Origin of the sequence: Nocardia sp. CS682 (assembly GCF_004634405.1) — a bacterium.
GTDB lineage: Bacteria > Actinomycetota > Actinomycetes > Mycobacteriales > Mycobacteriaceae > Nocardia > Nocardia ninae.
In genome coordinates, this window is record NZ_CP029710.1 from 6,174,927 (window position 1) to 6,199,433 (window position 24,507).

Genomic DNA, 24,507 nt, shown 5'->3' on the forward strand with positions numbered 1-24,507 from the left:
CGACTTTTGTCCCGTTCAGAAGTTTACCGGCCCGCGTGCGGCGCACTTCTGGCCGCATCCGAGTCGGGCGAGGGTGTCGAGGTCGTCCCATATGCGCTTATCGGCAGGTCACGTGGCGCGATATTTACGGAAGCCGTCATTGACGACGCTTGTTTGCTCATGATTTGCTGGCTCATCATTGAGCGATCAACCGGCACGACAGGAAGGCTTGTGATGATCAGCATGACAACCGCTCCGCGGGACCGGAGACGTGTCGGCAACCGGAGCACCGGCTCCGCCGGACTCCCCGACGCGGCTGTCGAACGCGCCGCGCTCGAACGCTTCTACGAACTGCTCTTCCTGCAGGACCACGAACAAGTGCTGGACCTGGTCACCGACGATGTGCGGTTCCATGCGCCCTGGCAGCCGCCCGGCATGCCGACCATGATCGAGGGGCGCGCCGAGCTACACGAAAGCATGCTGTGGTGGAGCACCGAACTGTGGAGCCCGGGCAGCCTGTCCCGCATCGCTGTCCGCCCGTTCGCCACCGCGCACGCCTGGCTCGCCGAGGTCGAGGGTGAATTCACCGCGCTGGAGAGCGAACGCCTCTATCACGCGATGGTGCTCAGCGAGGTCCGTTTCGAAGGCGGCGCGATCGCCGAGGTGCGTCAATACCACAACACGCTCAACCAGATCATCGCGTTGGGCGCCGACGTGCCGGGTATCAATGTGCCCGGCTACGGCCTCGGCTCGAACCGGGGCCAGGACGAGGCCGTCGCCTGACTCACCGCGGGGCGCAGATCCAGCAGTTGCTCGAAGAAGCCACCGATGTTGTGCGCGCGATCCACCAGGTGGATCTCCAGAATCCAGTGGCAGATCCGGCCTTTCGGATCGAGTCGCCGCATCGGCACGGTCGAGCCCGCCGCCACGTATGAGGTGAGCTCGGTGCCGGAGATCTGCTTGTGCGGGAACTCGCCTACCAGATGGCCTGCGATTTCCGCGGTCAGTTCCCACCCTTGCTCGGCGGCCTGGTGGGAAACATAGGTGTAGAGCTGGTCGCCGGTGATGTCGGGATGGGCCTCGAAGTAGGCGCGGCCCTGCTCCCAGAGCGGTTCCAGCGCGTCCCGCAAGGCCAGCTTGGCCGGATCGTCACCGAGTACGAAGGTGCGCCCGAAGTCGGCTTCCCAGTCGGCGAAGATCGGTCCGAAGTCCAGGAAACAGATGTCGTCCGCGCCGATCTCCCGGTCCGGCGGGTTCGCGCTGTACGGCTCGAGGGTGTTGCTCCCGGATCGCACGATCCGCTTGTGCCAGTACCGTCGCGTGCCGAACATCTCATCGGCGAGATCGCGCACCGCGTCGCTCACTGCTGATTCGCGCATCCCCGGCGCGATGATGCCCCGGCGGACCACCTCGTCGAACAGCGCGACCGCCTTGGCCTCCGCCGCCAGCAGCGCGGAAACCCGCTCGGCCTCCGCCACATCCGTCTCCATAACTCGACCCTAGATCATCTGGTCACCACCGGTTTCCGTGCGGATTCGCCGGGTACGGCGATAGCGGGGCGACAAAGGAGGTATGGCACATGGCCATCGATCAGGAGACCGGTGCGATCACCGGCACCAAAGACAAGAACTACAACCTCATCTGGTTCACCGAACAGTGCCTGAGCAACGCCCTGCGCATGGAGCTCTACGCGCAGGACGCCGAACGCGACGGCGACACCGAGCTCGGCGAATTCTTCCGCCGCGCCCAGCGCGAAAGCGTGAAGGGCGGCGAGCAGGGCAAGGCGCTGCTGGCCAAGCGGCTGGGCTGACCCCGGAACAAGACGTGCCGCGAATGCCGCCGAGGCGGACAATTCGCGGCATGCCGCTGCTGACGGAAAGTTTGGTCGACGCCGAAAGATTCACCCGGGCAACGCAGCCCGTGCTCACCACGGGTGACGGTCTGGCCCTTCGGCCGTGGACGGTCGATGACGCGCAGGAAGTCCTGGAGGCGTTCACCGATCCGCTGATCCAACGCTGGCATGTCCGCAGCGCCGACTCACTCGCCGAGGTTCGCGAATGGATCGACGCGTGGGTCGGGACATGGAGCGCCTGTGTTGCCGCCAATTGGGCGGTCGCCGATATCGGCACCGGTCGGCTCGTCGGACGAGCCTCCTTGAAGAACTTGGAGCTGGCGGGCGGGCAGGCTGAGGTCGCCTACTGGACGGCGCCCGCCGCCCGCGGCCGGGCTGTTACGCCGCGCGCGATATCCGCGCTCACCGCATGGGCTTTCGAGACCGGCTTTCATCGCTTGGAGCTGACTCACTCGGTAGCGAACCAACGGTCGTGTCGCGTGGCGGCCAAGCTCGGCTATGCCCTGGAGGGCACGAAGCGAAGCGCGGGGTTGCACGCGGATGGCTGGCACGACATGCACCTGCATGCTCGGATCAATGACGGGTATCCGGCCGGCATGAGTGGAGCAGAGAAGGATCGGACGACGGCCGAGGCGCAGCAGGAGGACGCGGACTTCGCCGGCGAGCATTCGAAGCCGACGCATGCGGAGGAGCATCCGAAGGGGGCCGAGTTGGAGACCGATGAGTCGACCCCCGACGGGCACGCCGGGATGGATGGCTAAACGCGACGGATTCGAGCCTGCCACGCCACCAGGTCGATGATGCTGCCCTCCTGCAGGCCGAGGTCGGGCCGCTGTTCCAGTGCGGGCTGGGTGACCCGGCCGCGGTACTGCGACGGCTGGAGGTCTTCCAGTTCCCAACCGTCGGTGAATGATTCACGAATCACCGTGTCGCTGATCTGCGGTCCGAAGCCGGGGTCGGTGTCGGACAGCGCGAGGATATTGACCAGTCCGCCCGGCTTGCACAGCGCGTGCAGGCTGCGTACGTAGGCCGCGCGTGCGTCGGGCTCGGTACCGAAGATGTGGAACAGGGCGCTGTCCACGATCGTGTCGAAAATCGGTGGGGCCTCGGCAGTGCCGAGCGCGATGGCGTCGGCCACCTCGAACTCGGCAGCCGGAACATCCTGCGCGGCAGCGTTGGCGCGGGCGAACTCGATCGCGCTGGGGGACAGGTCGATACCGAGCACGTCGTAGCCGAGCTTCGTCAGCATGATCGTGTGTTCGCCTGTCCCGCAACCGGCGTCGAGCACCCGCCCCCAGATACAACCGTCGCGCTCCAGCGCGACGATCGCAGGCTGCGGTTCACCGATCACCCAGGGGGCGATGTCGTTGTCGTAGGCGGCATTCCAGATATCGGCAGGACGAGTCATACCTCGATGATCCATCCTGAACAGGGGTTGAGGTCAACGGTTCGATGCCCAGAACCGGAGGGCACCCGGCGAACTCGATCCGCAGCCGAAACAGCAGGCCTGAAACAGGATCGAGCTCACCGGGCGTCGCGGTGTCAGGCTACGGCCACCAAACGCGCGGCGTTCGCGGCCTCGTCGTCGGCCGCCTGGTTGGCGGCCAACTCGGCTTCGACCCGGTCCCGGTAGCGGCTGAGCTCACGCTCGGCGTCGGCGGCATCCCAGCCGAGCCGGGCGCCGATCAGGAAGGCCACCTCCGGCGCGGCGAGCAGACCGCGGTCCGACGCCTCGATGGAGATCCGGGTACGCCGGGTGAGCACATCGTCGAGATGCAGTGCGCCCTCGTGAGTTACCGCGTAGACGACCTCGGCGGCGAGGTACTCCTCGGCGCCCGCCAGCGGCTCGCCGAGCGCCGGATCCTCGGCGATCAGCTCGAACAGGTCGTGCACGGCAGAACCGTAGCGCCCGAGCAGATGCTCCACGGTGGCCTTCGACAGCCCGGTGCGCTGCGCGAGGCTGTCGAGGTCGGCGGCCATCTCCTGGTAGCCGACCGCGCCGAGCAGCGGCAGCTTCTCGGTCACCGACGGGGCGACCGCACGACCGAGGCCCTGCACCGCGGCGTCCACCACGTCGGCCGCCATCACCCGGTAGGTGGTGTACTTGCCGCCCGCGATCACGAACAGCCCCGGAACCGGTTCCGCCACCGCGTGTTCGCGCGACAGCTTCGCGGTGTCGCTGGACGCGCCGGAGACCAGCGGACGCAACCCGGCGTAGGTGCCGACGATGTCGTCGCGGGTCAGCGGATCCCGCAGCACCGCGTTGACGTGATCGAGGATGTACTGCACGTCGGCGTTGCTCGCGGCCGGATGATCCTTGTCCAGCGACCAGTCCGTGTCGGTGGTGCCGATGATCCAGTGCTGGTGCCACGGGATCACGAACAGCACGCTCTTCTCGGTGCGCATGATCAGCCCGGTGTCCAGATCGAGGCGCTCGCGCGGTACCAGGATGTGCACGCCCTTGGAAGTGCGCACGTGGAACGGGAACTCGACGCCGGTCATCCGGTTCATCTCGTCGGTCCAGACGCCGGTCGCGCTGATCACCCTGCGGGCCCGCACGGTGTGCTCGCGCCCGGTCTCCAGATCGGTGACCTGCGCGCCGATCACCCGCTCACCGTCGCGCAGCAGCCCGGTGACCTTGGTGCGGGTGAGCACGGTCGCGCCGTGCTGGGCCGCGGTGCGGGCGATCGTCATGGTGTGGCGCGCATCGTCGACCTGTGCGTCGAAGTAGCGGATGGCACCGGTCATCGAGTCCTCGCGCAGCGCGGGCGCCAATTCCAGTGCGCGCGTGCGGGTCAGGTGCCGGTGCATCGGCAGGGCTCGTGCACCACCGATGGTGTCGTACAGGGCGACGCCCGCACCGATGTACGCGCGCTCCCAGACCCGGTGTTGCAGCGGCAGCAGGAACGACACCGGGCGCACCAGATGCGGCGCCAGCTTGTTCAGCAGCAGGCCGCGTTCCTTCAAAGCCTCGCGCACCAGCCAGAAGTCGAGCTGTTCGAGATACCGCAGCCCGCCGTGGATGAGCTTGCTGGAGCGGCTCGACGTGCCCGCCGCGAAGTCCCTGGCTTCCACCAGGGTGACGCTCAGGCCGCGCGAGGCGGCATCCAGAGCCGCGCCCGCGCCGACCACGCCGCCGCCGATCACCAGCACATCGATCTCGTCGTCGCCTAGTGCCTCGACCGCGGTGGCGCGGTAGGTGGGGTCTAATCGTGCTGACATGAATCTCTCCTTGTTCCAGTGATATTCGCGTCGGCGACTCAGTCGTCTACGTCAATCCAGTCGAGGGTGCGCGACACGGCCTTCTGCCAGCGGGCGTAGCCGCGTGCGCGCTGCTCCTCGGTTCCGGTGGGGTTCCAGCGCTTGTCTTCGTGCCAGTTCTGCACGAGTTCGTCGGTGTTGCTCCAGAATCCGACGGCCAGCCCGGCCGCGTAGGCGGCGCCGAGCGCGGTGGTCTCCGCGACCACCGGTCGCGACACCGGCACGCCGAGGAAGTCGGCCTGCAGCTGCATGCACAGCTCGTTGGCGGTGACGCCGCCGTCCACCCGCAGCACGTCGAGCTTTACGCCCGAGTCGGCCTGCATGGCCTCGACCACGTCGCGGGTCTGGTAGCAAATGGATTCCAGCGTCGCCCGCGCCAGATGGGCGTTGGTGCTGTAGCGGGACAGCCCGACGATGGCGCCGCGCGCGTCGGAGCGCCAGTAGGGCGCGAACAGTCCGGAGAACGCGGGGACGAAGTACACGCCGCCGTTGTCGTCGACCTGCCTGGCCAGCGATTCGCTTTGCGACGCACCGGAAATGATGCCGAGCTGATCGCGCAGCCACTGCACCGCCGAACCGGTCACCGCGATCGAACCTTCGAGCGCGTACACCGGCTTGTCGTCGCCGAACTGGTAAGCGACCGTGGTGAGCAGCCCGTGCTGCGAGCGCACGATCTCGGTACCGGTATTGAGCAGCAAGAAGTTTCCGGTGCCGTAGGTGTTCTTCGCCTCGCCGGGCCGGAAACACACCTGGCCGACCGTGGCCGCCTGCTGGTCGCCGAGCACACCGGCCAGCGGCACCTCGCCGCCGAAAGGTCCGTCGGCCCTGGTCTTTCCGAACAGCTCGGGATTCGACGACGGCGCGATGGCCGGCAGCATGGACCGCGGAATGCCGAAGATGGACAACAGTTCGTCGTCCCAGTCGGAGGTCTCCAGGTTCATCAGCATGGTGCGGCTGGCATTGGTCGGGTCGGTGACGTGCACGCCGCCGTCGACCCCGCCGGTCAGGTTCCACAGCAGCCAGCTGTCGGTGGTCCCGAAGATCGCCTCGCCGCGCTCGGCCGCCTCGGCGACACCGGGCACGTTGTCCAGGATCCAGCGCAGCTTGCCGCCGGAAAAGTAAGTGGCAGGGGGCAATCCGGCCTTGTGCCGAATGGTGTCGCCGTGGCCGGCCCGCTCGAGTTCGGCCGCGATGCGATCGGTGCGGGTGTCCTGCCAGACGATGGCGTTGCAGTAGGGACGCCCGGTGCGGCGGCTCCACACCACGGTGGTTTCGCGCTGGTTGGTGACGCCGACCGCGGCCAGGTCGCTGGCGTTGAGATCGGCCTTGGTGAGGGTGCTCTGGATGACCGCCCTGGTGCGTTCCCAGATCTCGGTCGGATCGTGCTCCACCCAGCCCGCGCGCGGCAGGATCTGCTGGTGTTCGAGCTGGTGGCGAGCGATCTCGTTGCCGTTGTGATCGAACACCATGAAGCGCGTGCTGGTGGTGCCTTGATCGATGGCGCCGACGTACTGGCTCATCGTGGTCCTTTCGAAAGAAAAATACTGAGCGAGAAAGAGATTCAGAAAAGGACCTGAGAGGCCAGCCCGGCGAGTACGCCGCCCGCCAGCGGACCGAGGATCGGGACCCAGGCGTAGCTCCAGTCGGAACTCTTGCGATTGGGACCGGGTGAACCGGTGTGTTCGGGCAGTCGTTCGGCAGAAGACCCGCCGACACCCGCACCCGCGGGCTCACGAACCGGTGCGGCGGCGACACCCTTGCTGACCGGCAGCAGCGCATGCGCGAGCCGAGGCCCGAGATCACGAGCCGGGTTGATGGCATACCCCGTCGGCCCACCGAGCGAGGCACCGATACCGACCACCAGCAACGCCGCCGCGAGCGGGCCGAGACCGGTCGCGGTGTGGCCGATGGACAGCAGCACCAGGACGAGCGCGAAGGTGGCGATCACCTCGGTGGCGAAGTTCCAGCGCAGCCCGCGGATCGCGGGACCCGTGGCGAACACACCCAGCTTCTTCGCCTCGTCGGTCTCTTCGTCGAAGTGCCGCTTGTAGGCCACATAGGCCAGATTCGCGCCGACGAACGCGCCGACCAGCTGGCCGGTGATGTAGGCGATGGTGGTGGCGACAGTGATGTCGATGTCGGGGCCGTATTGATCGGCGCCGCTGAACAGGACGCCGATGGTGTAGGCGGGATTGAGGTGGCCGCCGGTCTTATAGGCCACGTACACCCCGGCGAGCACGCCGAAGCCCCAGCCGAAGTTGATCAGTAACCAGCCACCGTCGAATCCCTTGGATTTGGTCAGCAATACATTCGCGACCACGCCGACACCGAGTAGCACCAGCATTCCCGTGCCGAGTGCTTCACTCAGGAAGATCGAGCCGAAGTTCACCGTTGAGTCTCCGTTCGCCCTGCGGCCGCCGATGCGACCCTGCGGACCTCGACGTTACGACCGGATCGAGGAACCGGACATAGGGCACGTTCGACAATGCTGAACGGTCGGGCTGGTTGTGGGGGGCCGCTGCCGCTACTGTCGGGCGCCCGAGGGCGTCGACATGACGCACGTCACACCGGTGCGCCGGGTGTGTTGCTCGCCGTTCACCACATGTTCGACATTGTCGAATCGAGAGGTTAGGTTTCGGTTCATGCCCGGTCCGATCCAATCGATCGAACGAGCGGCGGCCATTCTGCGGCTGCTCGCCCGCGGCGCGGGCCGCTTGGGCGTCGGCGAGATCGCCGGCGCGCTCGACCTCGCCAAACCCACCGCGCACGGAATTCTGCGAACCCTGCAAGGCGTCGGGTTCGTCGAACAGGACGCGGCGACCGGCAAATACCAGCTGGGCGCGGCATTGTTGCATCTCGGTACCAGCTATCTCGATGCCAACGAGCTGCGCTCGCGCGCCATCAACTGGGCCGACGCACTCGCGGCACGCACCGGCGAGGCGGTCCGCATCGGCGCGCCGGTAGACGGCAGCGTGGTGGTCGTGCACCACGTCTTCCGCCCGGACAACACCGAACAGGCCCTCGAGCTCGGTGAACTGCTGCCGCCGCACGCGACCGCGCTCGGCAAGGTGCTGCTGGCCTTCGACGCGGAACTCGCGGCCACGGTGCGCGCGGGCGAGCTGCCCTCGCTCACCCGCCGCACCATCGTCGACCGTCCCACCCTCAATCGGGCCCTCGCCGCGGTGCGGCAGGCAGGCTGGGCGGGGGACACCGAAGAATTCCGGCCCGGCGAAGCGGGCATCGCGGCACCCATCCGCGCGCACGGCGGACTCGTGGTGGGCGCCATCGGCATCAGCGGACCGGTCGACCGGCTCTGCGACCCGCAATTACGGCACCGTCCCGCGCTGATCGGCCTGGTGCGCGACGCCGCGCACGCGGTCTCGCGGGATCTCGGCGCCGGACACTGACACACCTATATGGCACGAGAGGACACGGATGACGCAGCGGTTTGTGCTCGCGATCGACCAGGGCACCACCTCCACCAGGTGCATCCTGTTCGATCAGCGCGCACGCCTGGTCGGTGTGGCACAGCGCGAGCACCAGCAGCACTATCCGCGGCCCGGCTGGGTCGAGCAGGACGCGATGGAGATCTGGCGCAATGTGGACCGGATCGTGCCGCAGGCGCTGCGCGACTCCGGTATCACCGCCGATCAGGTTGCCGCCCTCGGCATCGCGAATCAGCGGGAGACCACGGTGGTGTGGGATCGCCGCACCGGCACGCCGATCCGGCGGGCCATCGTCTGGCAGGACACGCGCACCGAGGAGTTGGTCCGTGACTTCGAGGAAAAGCCTGGCGCGCAACGCATTCGAGAGCTGTGCGGCCTGCCGTTGGCCACCTACTTCGCCGCACCCCGGCTGCGCTGGCTGCTGGATACCATTCCGGGCCTGCGGGATCGGGCCGAACGCGGCGAGGTGCTGTTCGGCACCATGGAAACCTGGCTGATCTGGAATCTGACCGGTGGCGTCGACGGCGGCCTGCATTTGACCGATGTCACCAACGCCAGCCGCACCCTGCTGATGAACCTCACCACGCTGACCTGGGATGCGGAGCTGCTGAGCTTCTTCGAGATCCCCGCGGCCATGCTGCCGCGCATCCAGCCTTCGACGGCGTCGTACGGCACGACCCGCCGGGTGGTACCCGGCATCCCGATCGCCGCCGCGCTGGGTGACCAGCACGCCGCGCTGTTCGGCCAAACCTGTTTCGCGCGTGGGGAAACCAAGTGCACGTACGGCACCGGCGGCTTCCTCATGATGAACACCGGCCGCGAACTGGTGCAGTCCTCGCACGGCCTGCTCACCACCATCGGCTACCAGATCGGCGACGAGCAACCGGTGTACGCGCTGGAGGGGCCGATCGCGGTGACCGGCTCGCTGGTGCAGTGGGTGCGCGACAACATCGGCCTGGTCGCCAGCGCGCCCGAGATCGAAACCCTCGCTCGCACAGTGCAAGACAACGGCGGCTGCTACATCGTGCCCGCGTTCTCCGGTCTGTACGCGCCGCACTGGCGCAGTGACGCGCGCGGCCTGATCGCCGGCCTGACGTCCTATATCACCAAGGGCCACATCGCCCGTGCCGTCCTGGAGGCGACCGCATGGCAGACCCGCGAGGTGGTCGACGCGATGAACGCCGACTCCGGTTTACAGGCCCGCGCACTGCGCGTCGACGGCGGCATGACGTCGGACAACCTGCTCATGCAGATCGTCGCCGACGTCCTCGACGTGCCCGTCATGCGCCCGTTCAACGCCGAAACCGTCTCGCTCGGTGCGGCTTACGCCGCCGGGCTGGCCGTCGGCTACTGGCCGGACCTGGAGGGCCTGCGCAACAACTGGCGCCTCGCCGCGCAATGGATGCCGCAGATGGATCCGGTCCACCGCGCGGACGAGTACGAGAACTGGCAGCGCGCGGTGCAATTGACCTTCGGCTGGCTGCGTTCGAAACGACATCGGCAAGGAGCCTGAGGCGCTTCTCGTCCAGCACGTGATGGGCTACAGGTAGATCGGCTCCGGCAGCTCCGGGCACTCCCCGCAGCCTGCGTCGTGCGCGTCTGCCCAGCAACCGCACGAGCAGTACGCATGCGACCTTCCGTCGGTCGATACGCACTTGTCGATCGGTCCGGCCATCAGGAACTCGGGCTGCGCCTCCTCGACCACGGAGTCACAGTGCCCTTGGTGTCCGCTGCAATGACACGCTCCGGGACATTTCTTGCGGCAACAGGTGGCCTCGGTCCCGACGCCGCCTCCCTCGGCGTCCCAATCATCCTGCTGTGGTAGCAGATTCGTTCCTCGGAAACCGCCGGCTCGGTCGACGGTCCGGTAGACGCGTCCGGTGCGGCCGAGGGACTGTTCCGCGGTGAATCCTGGTGTTCTCATGGTGCTCTCCTCAGTAGGTGCTGGTGCGGTCGTAGTAGGGGCCGAGGCTGCCGATCAGGAACGGGAACCCGCTCGGTGACGTCGACGGCGACGAAGTACTTCTCGGTGAACGAGGTGCGCCGGTCGGTGTAGGAGAAGATGCAGTCCACGATCGACCGGCCACCGCCCAGCGACGACGGTCGGACATCGACGCCGGTCAGCGAGAAGTTGGCCTCGAATTGTGTTGCGGTGCGCCGGTATATCTCCGAGTAGCGCATCGCGAGGTAGTTCAGGGCGCGATGCTCGTCGGTGGCGCCCGCGTTGTCGGCGACGTGCAGGATGCGGTCGAGCACCAGTTCGGCGGCGGCCGTGAACTGGTCGTCGCTGACCCCTTCGGAGCGCGGGAGCGCGCCCATCAGCTCGGCCCGGTCGAAGGAGTAGAGCTGGTCGAAGTGCACCACGGGGACCACCAGGCCGTTGCACATCGCAGGTGCGGCCAACGGGCCGCGGGTGCCGATGACCACGTCGAGGTCGCCGGGGCGCGGCCGGGGGCGCAGCGCCTCGATCAAGCGGTCCAGGTCGCTGGGATCGCGCGGGAGCACGATGTAGGTCTCCAGCTCGCGAATGGTCAATACCCAGCACAAGGCCCGCGCGAGATAGCGGTTGTCCGGATCCGACAGGACGGTGGCGAAGGTCTCCCGGTCGGTCTGACCGTCGGTGACGGCGCGGCCGACCGACTGGGCGAACTCCTTTTCCACAGCGAGCGACGGGAATCGGGCTTCGATCCGGCCGATCGCGTACACGTCGGACAGCCGCAGCGCGGCGGCCTGACCCGAGCAGGTCGGGCACGGGACCTCATGGGGCGTGTGCGCGGGTTCGATGCGATCGAGGTGGGTGTCGGCGGGGCTGTCCAGCTCCGCCGTAGCGGGGGCGGTATCCATGATCTCTCCGGAGCGTCGGGAATTCGGGCTCAGCCGCGCGACGTGCGACGCGGTGAGAAGACGATGCGACGATTCAGCGCCGCGGCGCGACGGTTGCACCCGCCACAGGGCTTGACGCCCAATCTGTTTGTGACGTGCTTGATTACGTCGCCGAGCCCGGTTTCTTCGCTGACCACGAAGCCGGGTAGCCGAACGCGCCGCGCCGGTGGTTCCGGTGGCTGCTCGGTGTCCGGTGGTGTTTGTTCATCCGGCATGGATCAACTCCTTCATCTGCTGGTATGCCGCCTCGGCGTCGAGCAGCGGCGGGATCAGTGCGCCGCGCCTGCGGCGGCCGAGCACCGCGGCGCGTATTTCGGCCGCCGAGGCGCGGGGGAACAGCGACCACAGCAGCGCGATGGTTCCGGTGACAAGCGGTGCGGCGAAACTGGTTCCGGTGAGCGTGGCCAGGCCGTTGCCCGCGGTGAAGCTGGTCAGCCCGCCCGGCGCGGCCAAGCCGTTGCGGCCGATGGACGGCCCGAGGGTGGATTGCCGCGCAGGCCGCCCGTGCGCATCCACCGCTATGACCGGCACGACCCAGCGGTGCCGGGTGAGTGTCGAGGTGCCGAGGTCGGTGGTGTTTCCGGCGGCGGCGACCACGATGACATCGCGGCGTGCAGCGGTGTCGAGAGCTTGGGTAAGCAGCCGGTTGTCGGCCATCGAGGGTACGGGCGGACCGGCACTCACGTTCACGACGGCCGCTCCGGCCGCCATACATTCCAGCAGCGCACGCGCGAGGTCGTCGTTGGTGGCCGACGGCAGCCGGGCGACGGTTCGATCGGCGAAGATCGGTCGTAGATAGACGGTGCAGCCGGGACACAGTGCGGGAGCGGGTGAATTTCGGCTGCCGGACAGGATTCCCGCCACGAAAGTGGCGTGGGTACACGCGGTGGCTTCGGGGACCGCGCAACCGCTCGCGTGTCCGCGCAGCAGCGCGGCCGCCAGTCCGGCATGCGTGGTGTCCACCGGGCCGTCGATCAGGCCGATCATGATCTTCGGCGAGCCCGTGGTGCGTGCCATCAAGCCGTCGAGTCGAACCATCTCCAGCGGCGTCATACCGCACCACATCCCCGGAGGCCGGTCGTGTGGACGGTTCCGCCCGCAGGATGCGGGCGATGTACCTGCCGGTCGACAGATCGACCTCTGGCAAAACGGTAGCACTCGATTTCCGCTGGCAGAGCGGGATTTCGGCGACGCGATATCGATGTGGGGGTGCCGGGGTGAAAGCAATACCCAAGGTTGGGTTTGCGCTGGTCCGGCGCTCGCGGCCCCGATGTCGCGCGGCCGGTTAGGTGCCGAGGCGATGTGCCCCGACCGTATTACCTATCCGGTGCCGGCAACCGGAGCGCGCAGCGACCCGGCGATATTCGAACGGACCCGGGCGGCGGTCCGGCGCAGCCGACCCCCTTTGAGCCCGGCCTCGAATTCCAGCCGCACGCGACCGTTGTGCAGCGCGGTGCGCAAACCTGTTGTCACGCCGGAGATCTCCGGGACGGTGAAGGTGGTGCCGGTCTGAAACTTCCGCTCCGAGGCGGTCTCCGGCGCGTCGTCCGACGTGGCGATCAGGAAGCGATCCGGGACCGCGAGCTTGTGGATGGTCCGCATGGTGAGCAGATACTGACGCAGCAACGAACCGCTGGTGTAGGGGAGGTCGTATTTGTCGCAGAGCGCGCGAACCCGGACGGCGATCTCGGCGTAGCGGTTGCTGGGCAGGTCGGGGAAGAGGTGGTGTTCGATTTGGTAACACAGGTTTCCGCTGGCGAAGGCCAGGGTCGGGCCTGCGTCGAAGTTCGCGGTGCCGAGCATCTGGCGCAGGTACCACTCGGATTTGGTCTCGTCCGCCAGCGCGGCGGGCGTGAACTTCTCCGCGCCGTCGGGGAAGTGGCCGCAGAAGATGACCACATAGGTCCAGGCATTGCGCACGACGTTGGCGGTGACGTTGGCCGTCAGTGCACGGCGCCAGCGCTTTCCGCTCAGCGCGGGGAAGAGTACATAGTCCTTGAGCGCCTGCCGGGCGATTTTCCTCAGGAAAGCCTTTGTCACAGCGGACTTTTCGGCCTTCGTCTCGAAGCGATCCCGGTCCGCGTACAGCCCGTGCAGGCCGATGCCCCACTCGAAGGTGGTGGCCAGCAGCAGATTCTGCACCGGCTGGAAGAGATGGCTCGGCTGCCACGGCTGGTCCCTGGTCACCCGCATCACGCCGAAGCCGATGTCGTCGTCCATGTCCAGCACGTTGGTGTAGAGGTGGTGGCGGAAGTTGTGCGAGTACTTCCACTGGGTGGACAGCCCGACCATGTCCCACTCCCAGGTGGTGGAGTGGATTTCCGGGTCGTTCATCCAATCCCACTGGCCGTGCGAGACGTTGTGCCCGATCTCCATGTTCTCGATGCTCTTGGCCGCGGCCAGCGCCGCCGTGCCGAGCAGCCAGCTCGCCTTGTTCCGGTTCACCGCGATGAGCAGTCGCGCGGCGGTGTCGAGGGCACGCTGGAACCGGATGGTACGCCGGATGTAGGCGGCGTCGCGGCCGCCGAGCGATTCACTGACGTCACGGTGGATCGCGTCGAGTTCGGTACCGAGCGCCTCGATGTCTTCCTTGCTCAGGTGCGCGTACACAGCAATGTCGGTGATGGCCATTGGTCCTCTTCGGATGGATCGGCTGCGCAGGGCGCAGGGAAGCCCGGTCGGGCCGCCGACACGGGGAGCGATCGGCGTTGCTCAGCGGAACCGAGCTAAAAGGTCGGCCGATGCGAAAGGCCGACAAGATTCTTGGTTCGACGCTACCAGCGCTTCCGATACCGCCAGGTCAACAGCGGACGGCCGCCGGAACAACGGGGCATGGCCGCGCGGAATCGCGACGTTCCGGACACGACAACATCCCAGTTCGAGCGGGATCATGCGCGGTCTGCGCCGCGGACAAGGTTCAATAGAGGGGATTGGCTATTCGCGGCCGATCGGAGGAGGCTCGACGAATGAGTCAGGAAAGCGGGCAAGGGTCCGGGCTGTTCAGCCATGACACCATTCCCATTCAGGTGTATACGCCTGCCGAGAGCAGCGACGTACATCATCAGCCGGTATTCAGTAGAGCCGAAGACGGCTCCGGGTCTGCTGTCGGGGAGGTCGCGCCGCCGCACGCCTGACGCCGGACATGACGCGAGCCCCCGCATCTCCTCGGGAGATGCGGGGGCTCGGGCCGTTCACGGGCTCCCGACTAGGGTCTAAGTGAATTTTCGGTAGCATAACTCTGGTAGCTGACCAGCCGGTTTGTAGATTTCCATCCCAGCTTCAAGTGGCGTGCTGTTCAATAAGTGAACAGCTGCTAGTCACTGTCGATGGGAATGTTATGAGCAGACGCGCCGTCGTTGCCGGGGTGGGCATGATCGCGTTCACCACGCCGAGCCGGAGCCAGACCTACGACGTCATGGGCGCGCAGGCGGCGCGGGCCGCGCTGCTGGACGCCGGTCTCGGGTACGAGCGGATCCAGCAGGCCTACGCGGGGTACGTCTACGGCGACTCGACCTGCGGGCAGGCGGTGCTCTACGGACTCGGGCAGACCGGTATCCCGGTGATCAACGTCAACAACAACTGCTCGACGGGATCCACGGCACTGTTCCTGGCGCGCCAGGCGGTCGAATCCGGCGCCGCCGACGCGGTTCTCGCCGTCGGGTTCGAGCAGATGCGCCGCGGCGCGCTGGCGATGGGATACCCCGATCGGCCGAGTCCGTTCGCCCGGTTCGACGAGGTGATGGACGAAATCCAGCAGCGCGACGAATCTCCCTTCGCGGCACAGATGTTCGGCGGGGCCGGCCGGCAGTACGCGGAAAAGTACGGCACCGCACCGGAAACCTTCGCCGCGATCACGGTGAAGTCGCGCAGGCACGCCGCCAACAATCCGTTCGCAGTGTTCCGAGATCCGGTGACGGTGGCAGAAGTGCTTGCCTCGCCACACATCTACGGTCCGCTGACCCGGCTGCAGTGCTGCCCACCCACCTGCGGCGCCGCGGCGGCGGTCATCGTCAGCGACGAGTTCGCCGAGGCCAACGGTATCGACCCCGCGATCGTGATCAGGGCGCAGGCGATGACCACCGATTTTCCATCCACCTTCGCCGAAAAGGACATGACCAAGATCGTCGGCTACGACATGTCCAAGGCTGCGGCACAGCAGGTTTACGAGGCGTCGGGGGTCTCGCCCGAGGACATCCGGGTCGTCGAGCTGCACGACTGCTTCACCGCCAATGAACTGCTCACCTATGAGGCGCTCGGTCTCACCCCGGAGGGTACGGCGGAGAAGTTCGTCAACGACGGTGACAACACCTACGGCGGGCGTGTGGTCACCAATCCATCCGGCGGACTGCTGTCCAAGGGGCACCCGCTCGGCGCGACCGGGCTCGCCCAATGCGCCGAATTGGTCTGGCAGCTACGCGGGCAAGCCGAGCCACGGCAGGTGGCAGACGACCTGAAACTCGCGCTGCAGCACAACATCGGGCTGGGCGGCGCGGCCGTCGTGACGCTGTACGAGAAGGTGGGCTGAGCACGGCGAGCAGTCGTTCACCTATCCGTGGACGGCGAACGCCGGGCCACCATCGACCTCGCGGTCACCCTCGCCGACGGCACCGTGACACTCACCGGCGACGCCGTCGTCGCCTTCTGAAAGGACAAGCAGCACATGGGAACTCTGAATGGCAAGGTCGCCATTGTCTCCGGCTCCGGCCGCGGCATCGGACGCGAGATCGCGCTGAAACTCGCGAGCGAGGGGGCCAGGGTCGTGGTGAACGACCTCGACGCCGAGCCGGCCGCGGAGACCGTCGTCGCGGTCGAAGCCGCGGGCGGGCAGGCGGTTTCGTGTGTCGGCAGCGTCACCGAGGAGGGGTTCGCCGAGCGTTTCGTGCAGACCGCGGTGGACGAATTCGGCGGCTTGGACATCATCATCAACAATGCGGGCTACACCTGGGATTCGGTGATCCAGAAGATGACCGACGAACAGTGGGACGCCATCCTCGACGTGCACCTCAAGGCACCGTTCCGGATCCTGCGTGCGGCGCAGCCGGTGATCGCGGCGGCCGTGAAGCAGGCCAAGGCCGCTGGTGAACCGGTGCCGTGCCGCAAGGTCGTGAACATCTCGTCGCTGGCGGGCACGGGCGGCAATGCGGGACAGGCGAATTACTCGTCGGGCAAGGCGGGCATCCTCGGGCTCACCAAGGCGCTGGCCAAGGAGTGGGGCCGCTACAACGTCACGGTGAACGCGGTGGCGTTCGGGCTGATCAAGACCAGGCTCACCGAGGCGCCCGCGGGCACCGGCGGCACGATCGACGTGCAGGGCAAGGAGATCAAGGTCGGTGTGAACCCGAACCTGCTCGCCGCGATGGAGCAGATGGTGCCGCTCGGGCGCGGCGGCACGCCGGCCGAGGCCGCGGGCGCGGTGTACCTGCTGTGCATCCCCGAGTCCGACTACGTCAGCGCGCAGACCCTGGTCTGCGGCGGCGGCTTCAACATCTAGGGCCGGCAATGTATTTGACCCAATCGCTGCACCGCAACCTGCAGCAGAGCCCGGATCGTCCGCTGACGATCTACGGCGACCGGGTGCGCACCGTGGCCGAATCGGCCGATCGCATAGCGCGATTCGCGGGTGCGCTGGCCGCGCTCGGGGTCCGGCCCGGCGACCGGGTCGGCATGCTGGCGCTCAACTCCGATCGCTACTACGAATATCTGTACGCGGTGCCGTGGATCGGGGCGGCGGTCAACCCGGTGAACATCCGCTGGAGTCCGGCGGAGATCGGCTACTCGCTGCGCGAATCCGACACCAGGGTGCTGCTGGTGGACGACGCCTTCGCCGCCATGATTCCCGCACTCCGGCAACAGTTTCCGGAGCTGGCCACGGTGATCTTCTGCGGCGACGGCGAACCACCGGCCGACGTACTGCACTACGAGACACTCGTCGCCGAGCACCCACCCGCCGAGGACACCAGAACCGGCGACGCGACCCTGGCGGGCGTCTTCTACACCGGCGGTACCACCGGGCATCCCAAAGGCGTGATGCTCAGCCACGACAACATGATCATCTCCGCGCTCGGCAGCACCGCGGGCGGCGAGTTCGTCAGCCGGGGCGGCACTGTGCTGCACGCGGCACCGATGTTCCACCTCGCCGATATCGCCATGTTGACGGCGGGCAACCTGGTCAACTGCACGCACGTGATCGTGCCGATGTTCACCCCGGCCGGTGTCATGCGGGCGATCAGCGAGCACGGCGTCACCAATCTGTTGCTGGTGCCCACCATGATCCAGCTGCTGGTCGACGATCCGGCCGTCGCGGACTTCGACCTCAGCGGCGTCGAGACGGTGACCTACGGTGCCTCGCCGATCGCCGAGGCGGTCCTCGGCCGGGCCCGCAAGGTCTTCCCGGCCGCGGGCTTCACCCAAGCCTACGGCATGACCGAACTGGCGCCCGTCGCGACGCTGCTGTCCCCCGCCGACCACGACGATCCGGCGCTGCGGCGTTCGGCGGGCCGCGCCATGCCGCATGTGGAGGTCCGCATCGTCGACCCCGACGACAACGAGGTGCCGCGTGGCGAGGTCGGCGAGGTCGTCGTGCGCGGCGACAACGTCATGCTCGGCTACTGGAACCGGCCGCAGGACACCGCCGCCGCCGTGCGCGACGGCTGGATGCACACCGGCGACGGCGGCCGGATGGACGAGCACGGCTATGTCTTCATCGTCGACCGGATCAAGGACATGATCATCACTGGCGGTGAGAACGTCTACTCGGCCGAGGTGGAGAACGCCCTCGCGGCGCACCCCGCGGTCGCCGCCTGCGCGGTGATCGGGGTACCGGACCCCGAATGGGGCGAGCGCGTGCATGCTGTGGTGGTGCTGCTGCCCGGCACGCAGGCCACCGAGGAGGAGTTGCGCGCGCACTGCAAAGCGCTGATCGCCGGGTACAAGACCCCGCGCACGGTGGAGTTCGCCGACGCGTTGCCCCTATCGGGCGCCGGTAAGATCCTCAAGCGCGAACTTCGCAAGAAGTATTGGGATCCCAGCGACAGTCAAGTTTCCTGAGGGAGCGGTATCGAATGGTGAACGGGCCGGGCGTGGTCCGTCCGGCCCGTGGCACCCGGCCGGCGAATCGGCGGGCGCTGATCGTCGCGGCGGCCGCGGAACTGTTCTGCCGCAACGGATACGCGAATGTCGGCATGGGTGAGGTCGCCGAGGCGGTGGCCATCGGACCGTCCGCGCTGTACCGGCATTTCCGCGGCAAGCAGAGCCTGCTGGCCACCGTCGTCGACGAGGCGCTGACCGCATTCGCTGCCGCACTCGATACGGCGGCACGCGAGCCCGCCGACATCGCGGGCACGCTGGCCGCGACCGTGCTGGCCCGCCGTGATGTCGGGGTGCTGTGGCGGCGCGAGGCCCGGCATCTTTCCGACGACGATCGGGCCGCGTTTCGTCAGCAAGCCAAGCGGATCGGGGCCCGGCTCGCCGAGGTCGTCGCCGCGCGCCGCCCGGACCTGGATCCGGCGGCCGCCGACCTGCTCTCCTGGAGCGCCTTGGCCGTCGCCAATAGTGTGTCGTTCCACGGTCTTTCGTTGCCCGAGCCGGAATTCGGCACGCTGCTCGGTGAACTCGTCGACGCGGTGCTGGCCGCGCCGGTGCCGAAGCTGGGGCAGCGACCGGATCGGCCTGTCGTGGCGGTGCCGCTGGCCGCGCGGGCCCGGCGGGAAGCGATCCTCACCGAGGCGATCACGCTGTTCGCCGAACGGGGTTTCGCGAGCGTCAGCGTGGACGAGATCGGTGCCGCCGTCGGCATCGCCGGTCCCAGCGTCTACAACCACTTCGCCGGGAAAGCGGACATTCTCATGGCGGGCATCGTCCGTGGCGACGAATGGCTCCGCATTGATCTGAATCGTGCTCTCGCGCACGCCGCCGACCCACGCGACGGACTCGAACGTCTGCTCGCGGGCTACGGGGCCTTCGTCTTCGAAAACCCTTATCTCATGCAGATTCTCGTGTCGGAGGCCAGGCACCTGCCCGACCCGGACCGCGCACGCGCGAAGGCCGCGCAGCGGGCCTATATCGCGGAGTGGGTGCACCTGCTGCGCAAGGTGCACCCGGATTGGGACCCGATCCCCGCACGCATGCGAGTACAGGCCGCGCAGTCGATGTTGAACGACCTCGCGCTGACTCCCCATCTGCGCGCGTTCCCCGGCATCGTGCCCGTGGCCGCCGCGATCGGCGCCGAAGTGCTCGCCCTCGCTTGATGCGTCGCACACCACGACCGTTGGGGCGTGCGAGACATCAAGGGCGGTCCGGGATTATGCGGCAGCGGTGGATAACAATGCCATCGGGCGTACCGCGGTGGCCTCGATGCCGCGTGGGCGCAGCTCGCAGGTGAAAACTACGGGCTGGCCCGCAGAAAGGGTTTTGAAGCCGGGGGAGTCGATGCTGGAGTACTCCACGAAGACCCCGTTCGGGTATTCGGGGGATTCGAGGAAGCCGAATCCTTTGGCGGTGTCGAACCACCGGACAGTGCCGTGCACCCAGTTCTCGCCGTCGGTCATCGCGCGACCTCGAAGGCGCTCGCGCGCTCGCCGGACCCGGATTGCATCACCTGCTGCCACCAGGAGGCGAGTGGGCTCGGGTCGGGCCACACGACGGCGGGACCCGATCGGGCAGTCTTATGCGTGGATACTTTCTGCGAAGCTCTGAACTTGTCTGAACGAACCACGGTCGGACGATCTCCTCGGAGTCGGTACGTTACGCGGGCATCCCCGCGTACGCCGGATGCCCGCTACTGCGTTACTCAAACTGTAAGCACCCGAACGGATATTCGCCCGAATTCCGCTTCCACTCGGTACAACGTCACATTCCGTCGTCGGCCGAGCTCGGCCGACGAAAAACAACTGGCCGAGCCCCGTACGGGCCCGGCCAGTTGTGCGGTGCGAGGGTCAGGCGGCCCAGGGGCCGATGCCGCCGACCTTCTCGATGCGGATGCGGGTCAGCAGACCGGGCGGGGCGTCGGGCGGCGGAAAGCCGGCGTCGGGGCTGGCCAGGGTCTCGGCCAGCTCGGCGAGTAGCTCGGGGGCACCGCCCTCGACAATGCGAGCGGTCCCGGTGACGGACAGGTATGGGCGCATGATCTCGCCGCGTTCAGCAGACAGGATGGTGACTGCGACGCGGTTGTCGCGGCGGACATTGCGCACCTTCTTGTATTCGCCGAGGTGCGCGGTGACGAGCTCGTCGCCCTCGGGCGTCGATTGCAGTGCCACCCACACCACGCTCACGTGCGGACTGCCGTCGGGGTTGATGGTGACCAGCGTGGCGTCGGCCCCCGCTCCGATGAGGGCACGAGCAGCGTCGTCGAGTTCCATGTGTTGTTCTACCAACCGGCCCGCCCGTTCATTCCCCGGCCGACGCCGCGCTCCGGCGCCACGGAGCTCGGTCGAAGCGCGCGGCGGCGCTGTACTACCGTCGCTGGCATGCGGCTTCACGTGGGCTGTGCGATGTGGACGCACCCGTCATGGCAGGAATGGCAACCGTCTTCGGGGGCTCGGCTGGCCGCCTACGCCGACCGGTGCAACGCGGTGGAGGGCAACACCACCTTCTACGCGATACCGGCCCGCCGCACGGTGGAGTCGTGGGCCGCGCAGACCGCGCCCGAGTTCCGGTTCGTGGTGAAACTGCACCGCTCGATCACCCATGAGCGCAGGCTGACCGGGGTCGACGAGGAGATGCGCGCGTTTCTGTCGGCGATCGAACCGCTCGGCTCGCGCGCGCACGCCCTGTGGGTGCAGTTGCCCGCCTCGTTCGGCCCGAACGATCTCGGCCCGCTCGCGCTGTTCCTGCGCAGGCTGCCGCAGCAGTACCGTTCGGCGGTCGAGGTCAGGCATCGCGCGTTCTTCGAGAACGAGCAGGCCGCCCGGCAGCTGGAAAGCGTGCTCGCCCGGGTCGGCGCCGAATGGATACCCTTCGACACCACAACACTTTTCGATGGACTACCGGTCACCGCCGCCGAGCAGGAAGCGTGGTCGAAGAAACCGCGGGTGCCGCGCCGGACCCGCGCCCTCACCGAATTCCCGATCGTCCGCTACCACGGCCGCGACTCGACCGAGCGCACGGTCGACGGCTGGCAGCCGTGGATCGGCACGGTCGTCGAGTGGCTGCGCGAGGGCCGATCGCCGACCGTCTTCATCCACACCCCGGACAATGCCGAGGGTGTACCGCTCGCGCGCCGCTTTCACGAGGCGGTGCGCGCCGAGCTGCCCGAGCTCGCACCGCTGCCCGAACCGGCGCCCACCGACCCGATGACCCTCTTCTGACGCGGCCTACCGGCTGCCGATCGGCTGCTGCACCAGCCCGGCGAGCACCGTGCCCGCACCCTGCAGCCAGATCGGCCAGCTCGCGGGATCCAAGGCCATGGAGCCCTCGTCGTGGATGGTGCAGCCGGGTTGCGCGGGGACGCCGTCGAAACGCTCCTTCAGCCACAGCAATACCCGTGCGAGGCTGTCGATTTCGAGCGTGATGTGTTCACTGAAGTGGTCACGGGTGTACTGCACCTGAGCCTTCGGGTCGCGGCAGTACTGGTCGACGAGCGCGTTCACCGGACCGACCGGCGCAATCCAGTCGGGGTTGGAATTGAAGATGAACATCGGCATGTCGGGAACCGCATGCCCCATCCGGAGCGCGTCGAATACCTTGGTTGGCACGGGATCGTTCAACGCGTTCGGTGAATCGTAGAGGCCGCCTTCCAGATTCATGAACGGCAGGATCGCGGCGGAGTACAGGCACAGCGAGTTCTTGACCGGAGCCAAGGCTTTGCCGAACGCATTCATGTGCTGGGCGTTGTAGGCGGCCTGCTCGGGATACTCCCGCTCGACCCCAAGCAGCCCCGAAAAGATCAGTCCCGAGCCGAGATTGCCGCTGGCCATCTGGTACATCGCCTTGATGTCGGCGGGGACGCCGCCTTCCGACGCTCCGACGATATTCAGCTCCGGTGCATAAGACGCCGCCAGTTCGGCGGTGTGCCCGGTGGTGATCGCGCCGCCGGAGTACCCGGCCAGTCCGACCTTGGTCTGCGGTCCGAGGCCCATCGGCTCGAAGTTCTCCGCGGCCCGGATGCCGTCGAGGGTGATCCGGGCGCCGAGCGGACCGGCGGCGAAGGCGGAGTTCGGGCCCTCGTGATCCGGCATCGCCACCGCCCAGCCCGCCCCGAGCCCGGTCAGCGGGAGCACGAACTCGAACGGGATGTCGAACTGGCTGGTGACGTTGCCCGGCACCGAAGCCTGTTGCAGCACATACGATGGCGCGCAGTACTGGGCGTTCGAGTCCTGCGGGAACTGGTAGGACAGCAGCGGGCGCGGCACGCCGCCGTTGTCGCCGCGCGGCTTCATCAGCGTGGTGACCGCGGCGATCGGTTCATCCCTGGTGTTGGTCGACCGGTAGGACAACTGCCACGCGTCGATGTTGAACGGAATGGTCGAGTAGAACGCGAGATGCACCGCGCGCGCCGCGATGATCTCGCCGGGCTGCTTCGACGCCACGACCTCGGCCGGGGGTGCGTAGAACGCCGGATCGAGTTCCGGCGGGGACGGCGGAATCGGGAACGGCAGCGGCGGTTGTACCGGAACCTGCTGCGCGACAGGATTTTGTTCGGCCGGTGCGGCAATTGCTGGTATTCCGACAGCAACCTGCATGGCGGTCGCGATGAGGGCGACGAGAACCGCGGTGCGGAATCGCCCGAGCTTGCCGGGGATGACGGTCTTCATTGCGGCTTCTTTCGCTGGTGAGCGGTGCTGAAGAGATCCGATGAAGGGATCTGTCGGGCGGAGAAAGTATTCCGGCCACGACCACGCGCCGGTGAACGGCGCGCCGCGCGTAACCCACCAGAATTTCTGTAAGGCTAAGTAACAGCAAATGCTAAAGCGTGCGGTAGGTCCAGAGGCAAAGTTCTAATTCGCCGCCAGCTGGAATATGCACATTGCACAATTCCGATGCTTTCTGGCCCTGGACAGCCTGCCGGTGGCTGCCCGAATGCTGTCCGCGTGGCGGCCGGTTGCGCGGGGCCGGGTTGTGCTGGATGACAACCCATGGCGACAGCCTTGGTGGCTGTACCAAGAGTCGGCAGCGCCTGCGCTGCCAGACTCGCAGGTGCGTTATCCCGGTTTCGGTCGATGCCATTCCCGAGGAGCAAGACGTGCCGATGCTGTCCACCATCATTCGCACGATCGACGTGCACGGCGTACCGATCGGTTATACCGACACGGGTGACCCGAACGGCCGATCCGACAGTCCTGTCATCGTTTTCGGGCACAGTCTGCTGTTCGGCGGCTGGATGTTTCGGGCACAGATCGACCTACTGCGCGAGCACTACCGCTGCATCGCCATCGATTGGCGCGGTCAGGGCGGCACACCGCCGACTCCGGACGGCTACGACATGGACACGCTGACCATCGACGCCGTCGGGCTGATCCGCGCACTGCGTCTCGCGCCGGTGCACTGGGTCGGCATCGGCATGGGTGGTTGCGTCGGCCAGCGGGTCGCCGCCAGGCACGGCGAGTTGCTGCGGTCGCTGATCCTGTTGGACACCAGCGCCGACCCCGAGGACCCGAGCAGGATCGGCAGATATACCCGGCTCGCTTGGGCGATGCGCCTTCTCGGCGTCGACGCGGTGCGCGGCAAACTCGCGCGATTGCTGTTCGGGCCTGCGTTCCTGGCCGATCCCGCCGCCGCGGACACCGTCGCCGAGTGGGCCCAGCGGCTCGACCGGGTCGACAGCGTGGGCACCAGGAGAGCGATACTCGGGGTGATCGGTCGCGAACCGGCCGACCGGGAGGTTACCGCGATCACCGCGCCGACCCTGGTCGCGGTCGGCGGCGACGACGTGGTGACACCGATTCAGGCGGCGTCGCGGCTCGCGGAGCTGATTCCCAAGGCACGGTTCGAGATCATCGAAAATGCCGGGCACTGCTGTGTCCTGGAGCAACCTGCTGTCGTCACCGCACTGATCCAAGACTTTCTCGCCGAAGCCGCCGACTGTGGATGACCTGGCTCACCCGTCGCCGAAGGGGTGCGCAGCGGACGGTCCGTGGGGTCTCGACGACC

General features: G+C 67.3%; 25 protein-coding genes. 12 read left to right on the forward strand and 13 right to left on the reverse strand.

The genetic code is table 11. The annotated features are described in order from the left end of the window. The first annotated feature begins 222 nt into the window (after positions 1–222). Positions 223–762 (forward strand): nuclear transport factor 2 family protein, encoded by a 540-nt coding sequence (locus DMB37_RS27805; RefSeq protein ID WP_167768954.1) that lies wholly within the window; start codon positions 223–225, stop codon positions 760–762. Here DMB37_RS27805 and DMB37_RS27810 read toward each other — a convergent pair. After that, positions 717–1,469, reverse strand: a complete 753-nt coding sequence (locus DMB37_RS27810) for a M24 family metallopeptidase (protein ID WP_135235190.1) — start codon at positions 1,467–1,469, stop codon at positions 717–719. The two genes, DMB37_RS27805 and DMB37_RS27810, sit on opposite strands and share 46 nt — an antisense overlap. A gap of 89 nt (positions 1,470–1,558) precedes the next feature. On the opposite strand from DMB37_RS27810, the gene DMB37_RS27815 reads away from it, so the two are divergent. Together DMB37_RS27815 and DMB37_RS27820 are read left to right on the forward strand one after the other, a co-directional pair. Continuing rightward, complete coding sequence (locus DMB37_RS27815) at positions 1,559–1,789, forward strand: hypothetical protein (RefSeq protein WP_135235191.1); 231 nt, start codon at positions 1,559–1,561, stop codon at positions 1,787–1,789. A 50-nt stretch (positions 1,790–1,839) separates the two neighbouring features. Continuing rightward, positions 1,840–2,592: a GNAT family N-acetyltransferase gene (locus DMB37_RS27820; protein ID WP_135235192.1), complete on the forward strand. Its 753-nt coding sequence runs from the start codon at positions 1,840–1,842 to the stop codon at positions 2,590–2,592. Here the strand turns inward: DMB37_RS27820 and DMB37_RS27825 are convergent. The 4 genes from DMB37_RS27825 to DMB37_RS27840 all read right to left on the reverse strand — a co-directional run bounded on the left by DMB37_RS27825 (position 2,589) and on the right by DMB37_RS27840 (position 7,481). Continuing rightward, complete coding sequence (locus DMB37_RS27825) at positions 2,589–3,239, reverse strand: class I SAM-dependent methyltransferase (protein WP_135235193.1); 651 nt, start codon at positions 3,237–3,239, stop codon at positions 2,589–2,591. The two genes, DMB37_RS27820 and DMB37_RS27825, sit on opposite strands and share 4 nt — an antisense overlap. A gap of 134 nt (positions 3,240–3,373) precedes the next feature. Continuing rightward, the gene (glpD, locus tag DMB37_RS27830; RefSeq protein ID WP_135235194.1) at positions 3,374–5,053 is read right to left on the reverse strand and encodes a glycerol-3-phosphate dehydrogenase; all 1,680 of its coding nucleotides are present in this window, start codon (positions 5,051–5,053) and stop codon (positions 3,374–3,376) included. Positions 5,054–5,091: 38 nt separating this feature from the next. Next, the gene (gene glpK, locus DMB37_RS27835) at positions 5,092–6,612 is read right to left on the reverse strand and encodes a glycerol kinase GlpK (protein ID WP_135235195.1); all 1,521 of its coding nucleotides are present in this window, start codon (positions 6,610–6,612) and stop codon (positions 5,092–5,094) included. Positions 6,613–6,653: 41 nt separating this feature from the next. Beyond that, entirely contained in the window at positions 6,654–7,481 is an 828-nt protein-coding gene (locus DMB37_RS27840; RefSeq protein WP_135235196.1) for an MIP/aquaporin family protein, read from the reverse strand. Between the two features lie 253 nt (positions 7,482–7,734). Between DMB37_RS27840 and DMB37_RS27845 the strand changes: the two genes are divergently transcribed. Next, entirely contained in the window at positions 7,735–8,499 is a 765-nt protein-coding gene (locus tag DMB37_RS27845) for an IclR family transcriptional regulator (protein WP_135235197.1), read from the forward strand. Positions 8,500–8,527: 28 nt separating this feature from the next. Continuing rightward, positions 8,528–10,051 (forward strand): glycerol kinase GlpK, encoded by a 1,524-nt coding sequence (gene glpK / locus DMB37_RS27850; RefSeq protein ID WP_135235198.1) that lies wholly within the window; start codon positions 8,528–8,530, stop codon positions 10,049–10,051. A 27-nt stretch (positions 10,052–10,078) separates the two neighbouring features. On the opposite strand, the gene DMB37_RS27855 is transcribed toward glpK (DMB37_RS27850), so the two are convergent. The 5 genes from DMB37_RS27855 to DMB37_RS27875 all read right to left on the reverse strand — a co-directional run bounded on the left by DMB37_RS27855 (position 10,079) and on the right by DMB37_RS27875 (position 14,052). After that, entirely contained in the window at positions 10,079–10,462 is a 384-nt protein-coding gene (locus tag DMB37_RS27855) for a hypothetical protein (protein ID WP_135235199.1), read from the reverse strand. Next, positions 10,459–11,382 (reverse strand): hypothetical protein, encoded by a 924-nt coding sequence (locus DMB37_RS27860; protein WP_206055021.1) that lies wholly within the window; start codon positions 11,380–11,382, stop codon positions 10,459–10,461. The genes DMB37_RS27855 and DMB37_RS27860 overlap by 4 nt, the downstream gene beginning before the upstream one ends. Before the next feature lie 29 nt (positions 11,383–11,411). Beyond that, the gene (locus tag DMB37_RS27865) at positions 11,412–11,636 is read right to left on the reverse strand and encodes a hypothetical protein (protein ID WP_135235200.1); all 225 of its coding nucleotides are present in this window, start codon (positions 11,634–11,636) and stop codon (positions 11,412–11,414) included. Next, positions 11,626–12,474 (reverse strand): S8 family serine peptidase, encoded by an 849-nt coding sequence (locus tag DMB37_RS27870; protein ID WP_135235201.1) that lies wholly within the window; start codon positions 12,472–12,474, stop codon positions 11,626–11,628. Before DMB37_RS27870 ends, DMB37_RS27865 begins: the two co-directional genes overlap by 11 nt. A gap of 267 nt (positions 12,475–12,741) precedes the next feature. Further along, positions 12,742–14,052 (reverse strand): acyl-CoA desaturase, encoded by a 1,311-nt coding sequence (locus DMB37_RS27875; protein WP_135235202.1) that lies wholly within the window; start codon positions 14,050–14,052, stop codon positions 12,742–12,744. Between the two features lie 335 nt (positions 14,053–14,387). On the opposite strand from DMB37_RS27875, the gene DMB37_RS40705 reads away from it, so the two are divergent. The 5 genes from DMB37_RS40705 (at position 14,388) to DMB37_RS27900 (ending at position 19,667) form a co-directional block, all read left to right on the forward strand. Next, complete coding sequence (locus tag DMB37_RS40705; protein WP_167768955.1) at positions 14,388–14,555, forward strand: hypothetical protein; 168 nt, start codon at positions 14,388–14,390, stop codon at positions 14,553–14,555. Between the two features lie 203 nt (positions 14,556–14,758). Beyond that, a complete protein-coding gene (locus tag DMB37_RS27880; protein WP_135235203.1) occupies positions 14,759–15,946 on the forward strand; it encodes a lipid-transfer protein in 1,188 nt (395 codons plus the stop codon). 135 nt (positions 15,947–16,081) lie between these two features. Continuing rightward, positions 16,082–16,912 (forward strand): SDR family NAD(P)-dependent oxidoreductase, encoded by an 831-nt coding sequence (locus DMB37_RS27890; RefSeq protein WP_135235204.1) that lies wholly within the window; start codon positions 16,082–16,084, stop codon positions 16,910–16,912. An 8-nt stretch (positions 16,913–16,920) separates the two neighbouring features. Next, positions 16,921–18,468: a long-chain-fatty-acid--CoA ligase gene (locus DMB37_RS27895; RefSeq protein ID WP_135235205.1), complete on the forward strand. Its 1,548-nt coding sequence runs from the start codon at positions 16,921–16,923 to the stop codon at positions 18,466–18,468. 14 nt (positions 18,469–18,482) lie between these two features. Then, positions 18,483–19,667 carry a TetR/AcrR family transcriptional regulator gene (locus DMB37_RS27900; protein WP_135235206.1) on the forward strand — a complete coding sequence of 395 codons (1,185 nt, stop codon included), beginning with the start codon at positions 18,483–18,485 and terminating at the stop codon, positions 19,665–19,667. A gap of 54 nt (positions 19,668–19,721) precedes the next feature. Here DMB37_RS27900 and DMB37_RS27905 read toward each other — a convergent pair whose 3' ends face one another. Further along, the gene (locus DMB37_RS27905) at positions 19,722–19,967 is read right to left on the reverse strand and encodes a cold shock domain-containing protein (protein ID WP_135235207.1); all 246 of its coding nucleotides are present in this window, start codon (positions 19,965–19,967) and stop codon (positions 19,722–19,724) included. Positions 19,968–20,354: 387 nt separating this feature from the next. Continuing rightward, positions 20,355–20,777 carry a PPOX class F420-dependent oxidoreductase gene (locus tag DMB37_RS27910; RefSeq protein WP_135235208.1) on the reverse strand — a complete coding sequence of 141 codons (423 nt, stop codon included), beginning with the start codon at positions 20,775–20,777 and terminating at the stop codon, positions 20,355–20,357. A gap of 108 nt (positions 20,778–20,885) precedes the next feature. On the opposite strand from DMB37_RS27910, the gene DMB37_RS27915 reads away from it, so the two are divergent. After that, entirely contained in the window at positions 20,886–21,725 is an 840-nt protein-coding gene (locus DMB37_RS27915; protein ID WP_135235209.1) for a DUF72 domain-containing protein, read from the forward strand. A gap of 6 nt (positions 21,726–21,731) precedes the next feature. On the opposite strand, the gene DMB37_RS27920 is transcribed toward DMB37_RS27915, so the two are convergent. After that, positions 21,732–23,171 (reverse strand): lipase family protein, encoded by a 1,440-nt coding sequence (locus DMB37_RS27920; protein ID WP_240771679.1) that lies wholly within the window; start codon positions 23,169–23,171, stop codon positions 21,732–21,734. Between the two features lie 434 nt (positions 23,172–23,605). Between DMB37_RS27920 and DMB37_RS27925 the strand changes: the two genes are divergently transcribed. Continuing rightward, positions 23,606–24,448 carry an alpha/beta fold hydrolase gene (locus tag DMB37_RS27925; RefSeq protein ID WP_206055379.1) on the forward strand — a complete coding sequence of 281 codons (843 nt, stop codon included), beginning with the start codon at positions 23,606–23,608 and terminating at the stop codon, positions 24,446–24,448. The last annotated feature ends 59 nt before the right edge of the window (positions 24,449–24,507 follow it).

Bases quoted from the DNA above. Each gene is read 5' to 3' on its own strand.
- DMB37_RS27805 (WP_167768954.1), top strand. From the start codon at position 223: ATGACAACCGCTCCGCGGGACCGGAGACGTGTCGGCAACCGGAGCACC.
- DMB37_RS27820 (WP_135235192.1), top strand. From the start codon at position 1,840: ATGCCGCTGCTGACGGAAAGTTTGGTCGACGCCGAAAGATTCACCCGG.
- DMB37_RS27915 (WP_135235209.1), top strand. From the start codon at position 20,886: ATGCGGCTTCACGTGGGCTGTGCGATGTGGACGCACCCGTCATGGCAG.
- DMB37_RS27910 (WP_135235208.1), bottom strand. From the start codon at position 20,777: ATGGAACTCGACGACGCTGCTCGTGCCCTCATCGGAGCGGGGGCCGAC.
- DMB37_RS27895 (WP_135235205.1), top strand. From the start codon at position 16,921: ATGTATTTGACCCAATCGCTGCACCGCAACCTGCAGCAGAGCCCGGAT.
- DMB37_RS27900 (WP_135235206.1), top strand. From the start codon at position 18,483: ATGGTGAACGGGCCGGGCGTGGTCCGTCCGGCCCGTGGCACCCGGCCG.
- glpK (WP_135235195.1), bottom strand. From the start codon at position 6,612: ATGAGCCAGTACGTCGGCGCCATCGATCAAGGCACCACCAGCACGCGC.
- DMB37_RS27845 (WP_135235197.1), top strand. From the start codon at position 7,735: ATGCCCGGTCCGATCCAATCGATCGAACGAGCGGCGGCCATTCTGCGG.
- DMB37_RS27905 (WP_135235207.1), bottom strand. From the start codon at position 19,967: ATGACCGACGGCGAGAACTGGGTGCACGGCACTGTCCGGTGGTTCGAC.
- DMB37_RS40705 (WP_167768955.1), top strand. From the start codon at position 14,388: ATGAGTCAGGAAAGCGGGCAAGGGTCCGGGCTGTTCAGCCATGACACC.
- glpK (WP_135235198.1), top strand. From the start codon at position 8,528: ATGACGCAGCGGTTTGTGCTCGCGATCGACCAGGGCACCACCTCCACC.
- DMB37_RS27870 (WP_135235201.1), bottom strand. From the start codon at position 12,474: ATGACGCCGCTGGAGATGGTTCGACTCGACGGCTTGATGGCACGCACC.
- DMB37_RS27825 (WP_135235193.1), bottom strand. From the start codon at position 3,239: ATGACTCGTCCTGCCGATATCTGGAATGCCGCCTACGACAACGACATC.
- DMB37_RS27925 (WP_206055379.1), top strand. From the start codon at position 23,606: ATGCTGTCCACCATCATTCGCACGATCGACGTGCACGGCGTACCGATC.
- DMB37_RS27860 (WP_206055021.1), bottom strand. From the start codon at position 11,382: ATGGATACCGCCCCCGCTACGGCGGAGCTGGACAGCCCCGCCGACACC.
- DMB37_RS27815 (WP_135235191.1), top strand. From the start codon at position 1,559: ATGGCCATCGATCAGGAGACCGGTGCGATCACCGGCACCAAAGACAAG.
- DMB37_RS27855 (WP_135235199.1), bottom strand. From the start codon at position 10,462: ATGAGAACACCAGGATTCACCGCGGAACAGTCCCTCGGCCGCACCGGA.
- DMB37_RS27810 (WP_135235190.1), bottom strand. From the start codon at position 1,469: ATGGAGACGGATGTGGCGGAGGCCGAGCGGGTTTCCGCGCTGCTGGCG.
- DMB37_RS27920 (WP_240771679.1), bottom strand. From the start codon at position 23,171: ATGAAGACCGTCATCCCCGGCAAGCTCGGGCGATTCCGCACCGCGGTT.
- DMB37_RS27865 (WP_135235200.1), bottom strand. From the start codon at position 11,636: ATGCCGGATGAACAAACACCACCGGACACCGAGCAGCCACCGGAACCA.
- DMB37_RS27875 (WP_135235202.1), bottom strand. From the start codon at position 14,052: ATGGCCATCACCGACATTGCTGTGTACGCGCACCTGAGCAAGGAAGAC.
- glpD (WP_135235194.1), bottom strand. From the start codon at position 5,053: ATGTCAGCACGATTAGACCCCACCTACCGCGCCACCGCGGTCGAGGCA.
- DMB37_RS27890 (WP_135235204.1), top strand. From the start codon at position 16,082: ATGGGAACTCTGAATGGCAAGGTCGCCATTGTCTCCGGCTCCGGCCGC.
- DMB37_RS27880 (WP_135235203.1), top strand. From the start codon at position 14,759: ATGAGCAGACGCGCCGTCGTTGCCGGGGTGGGCATGATCGCGTTCACC.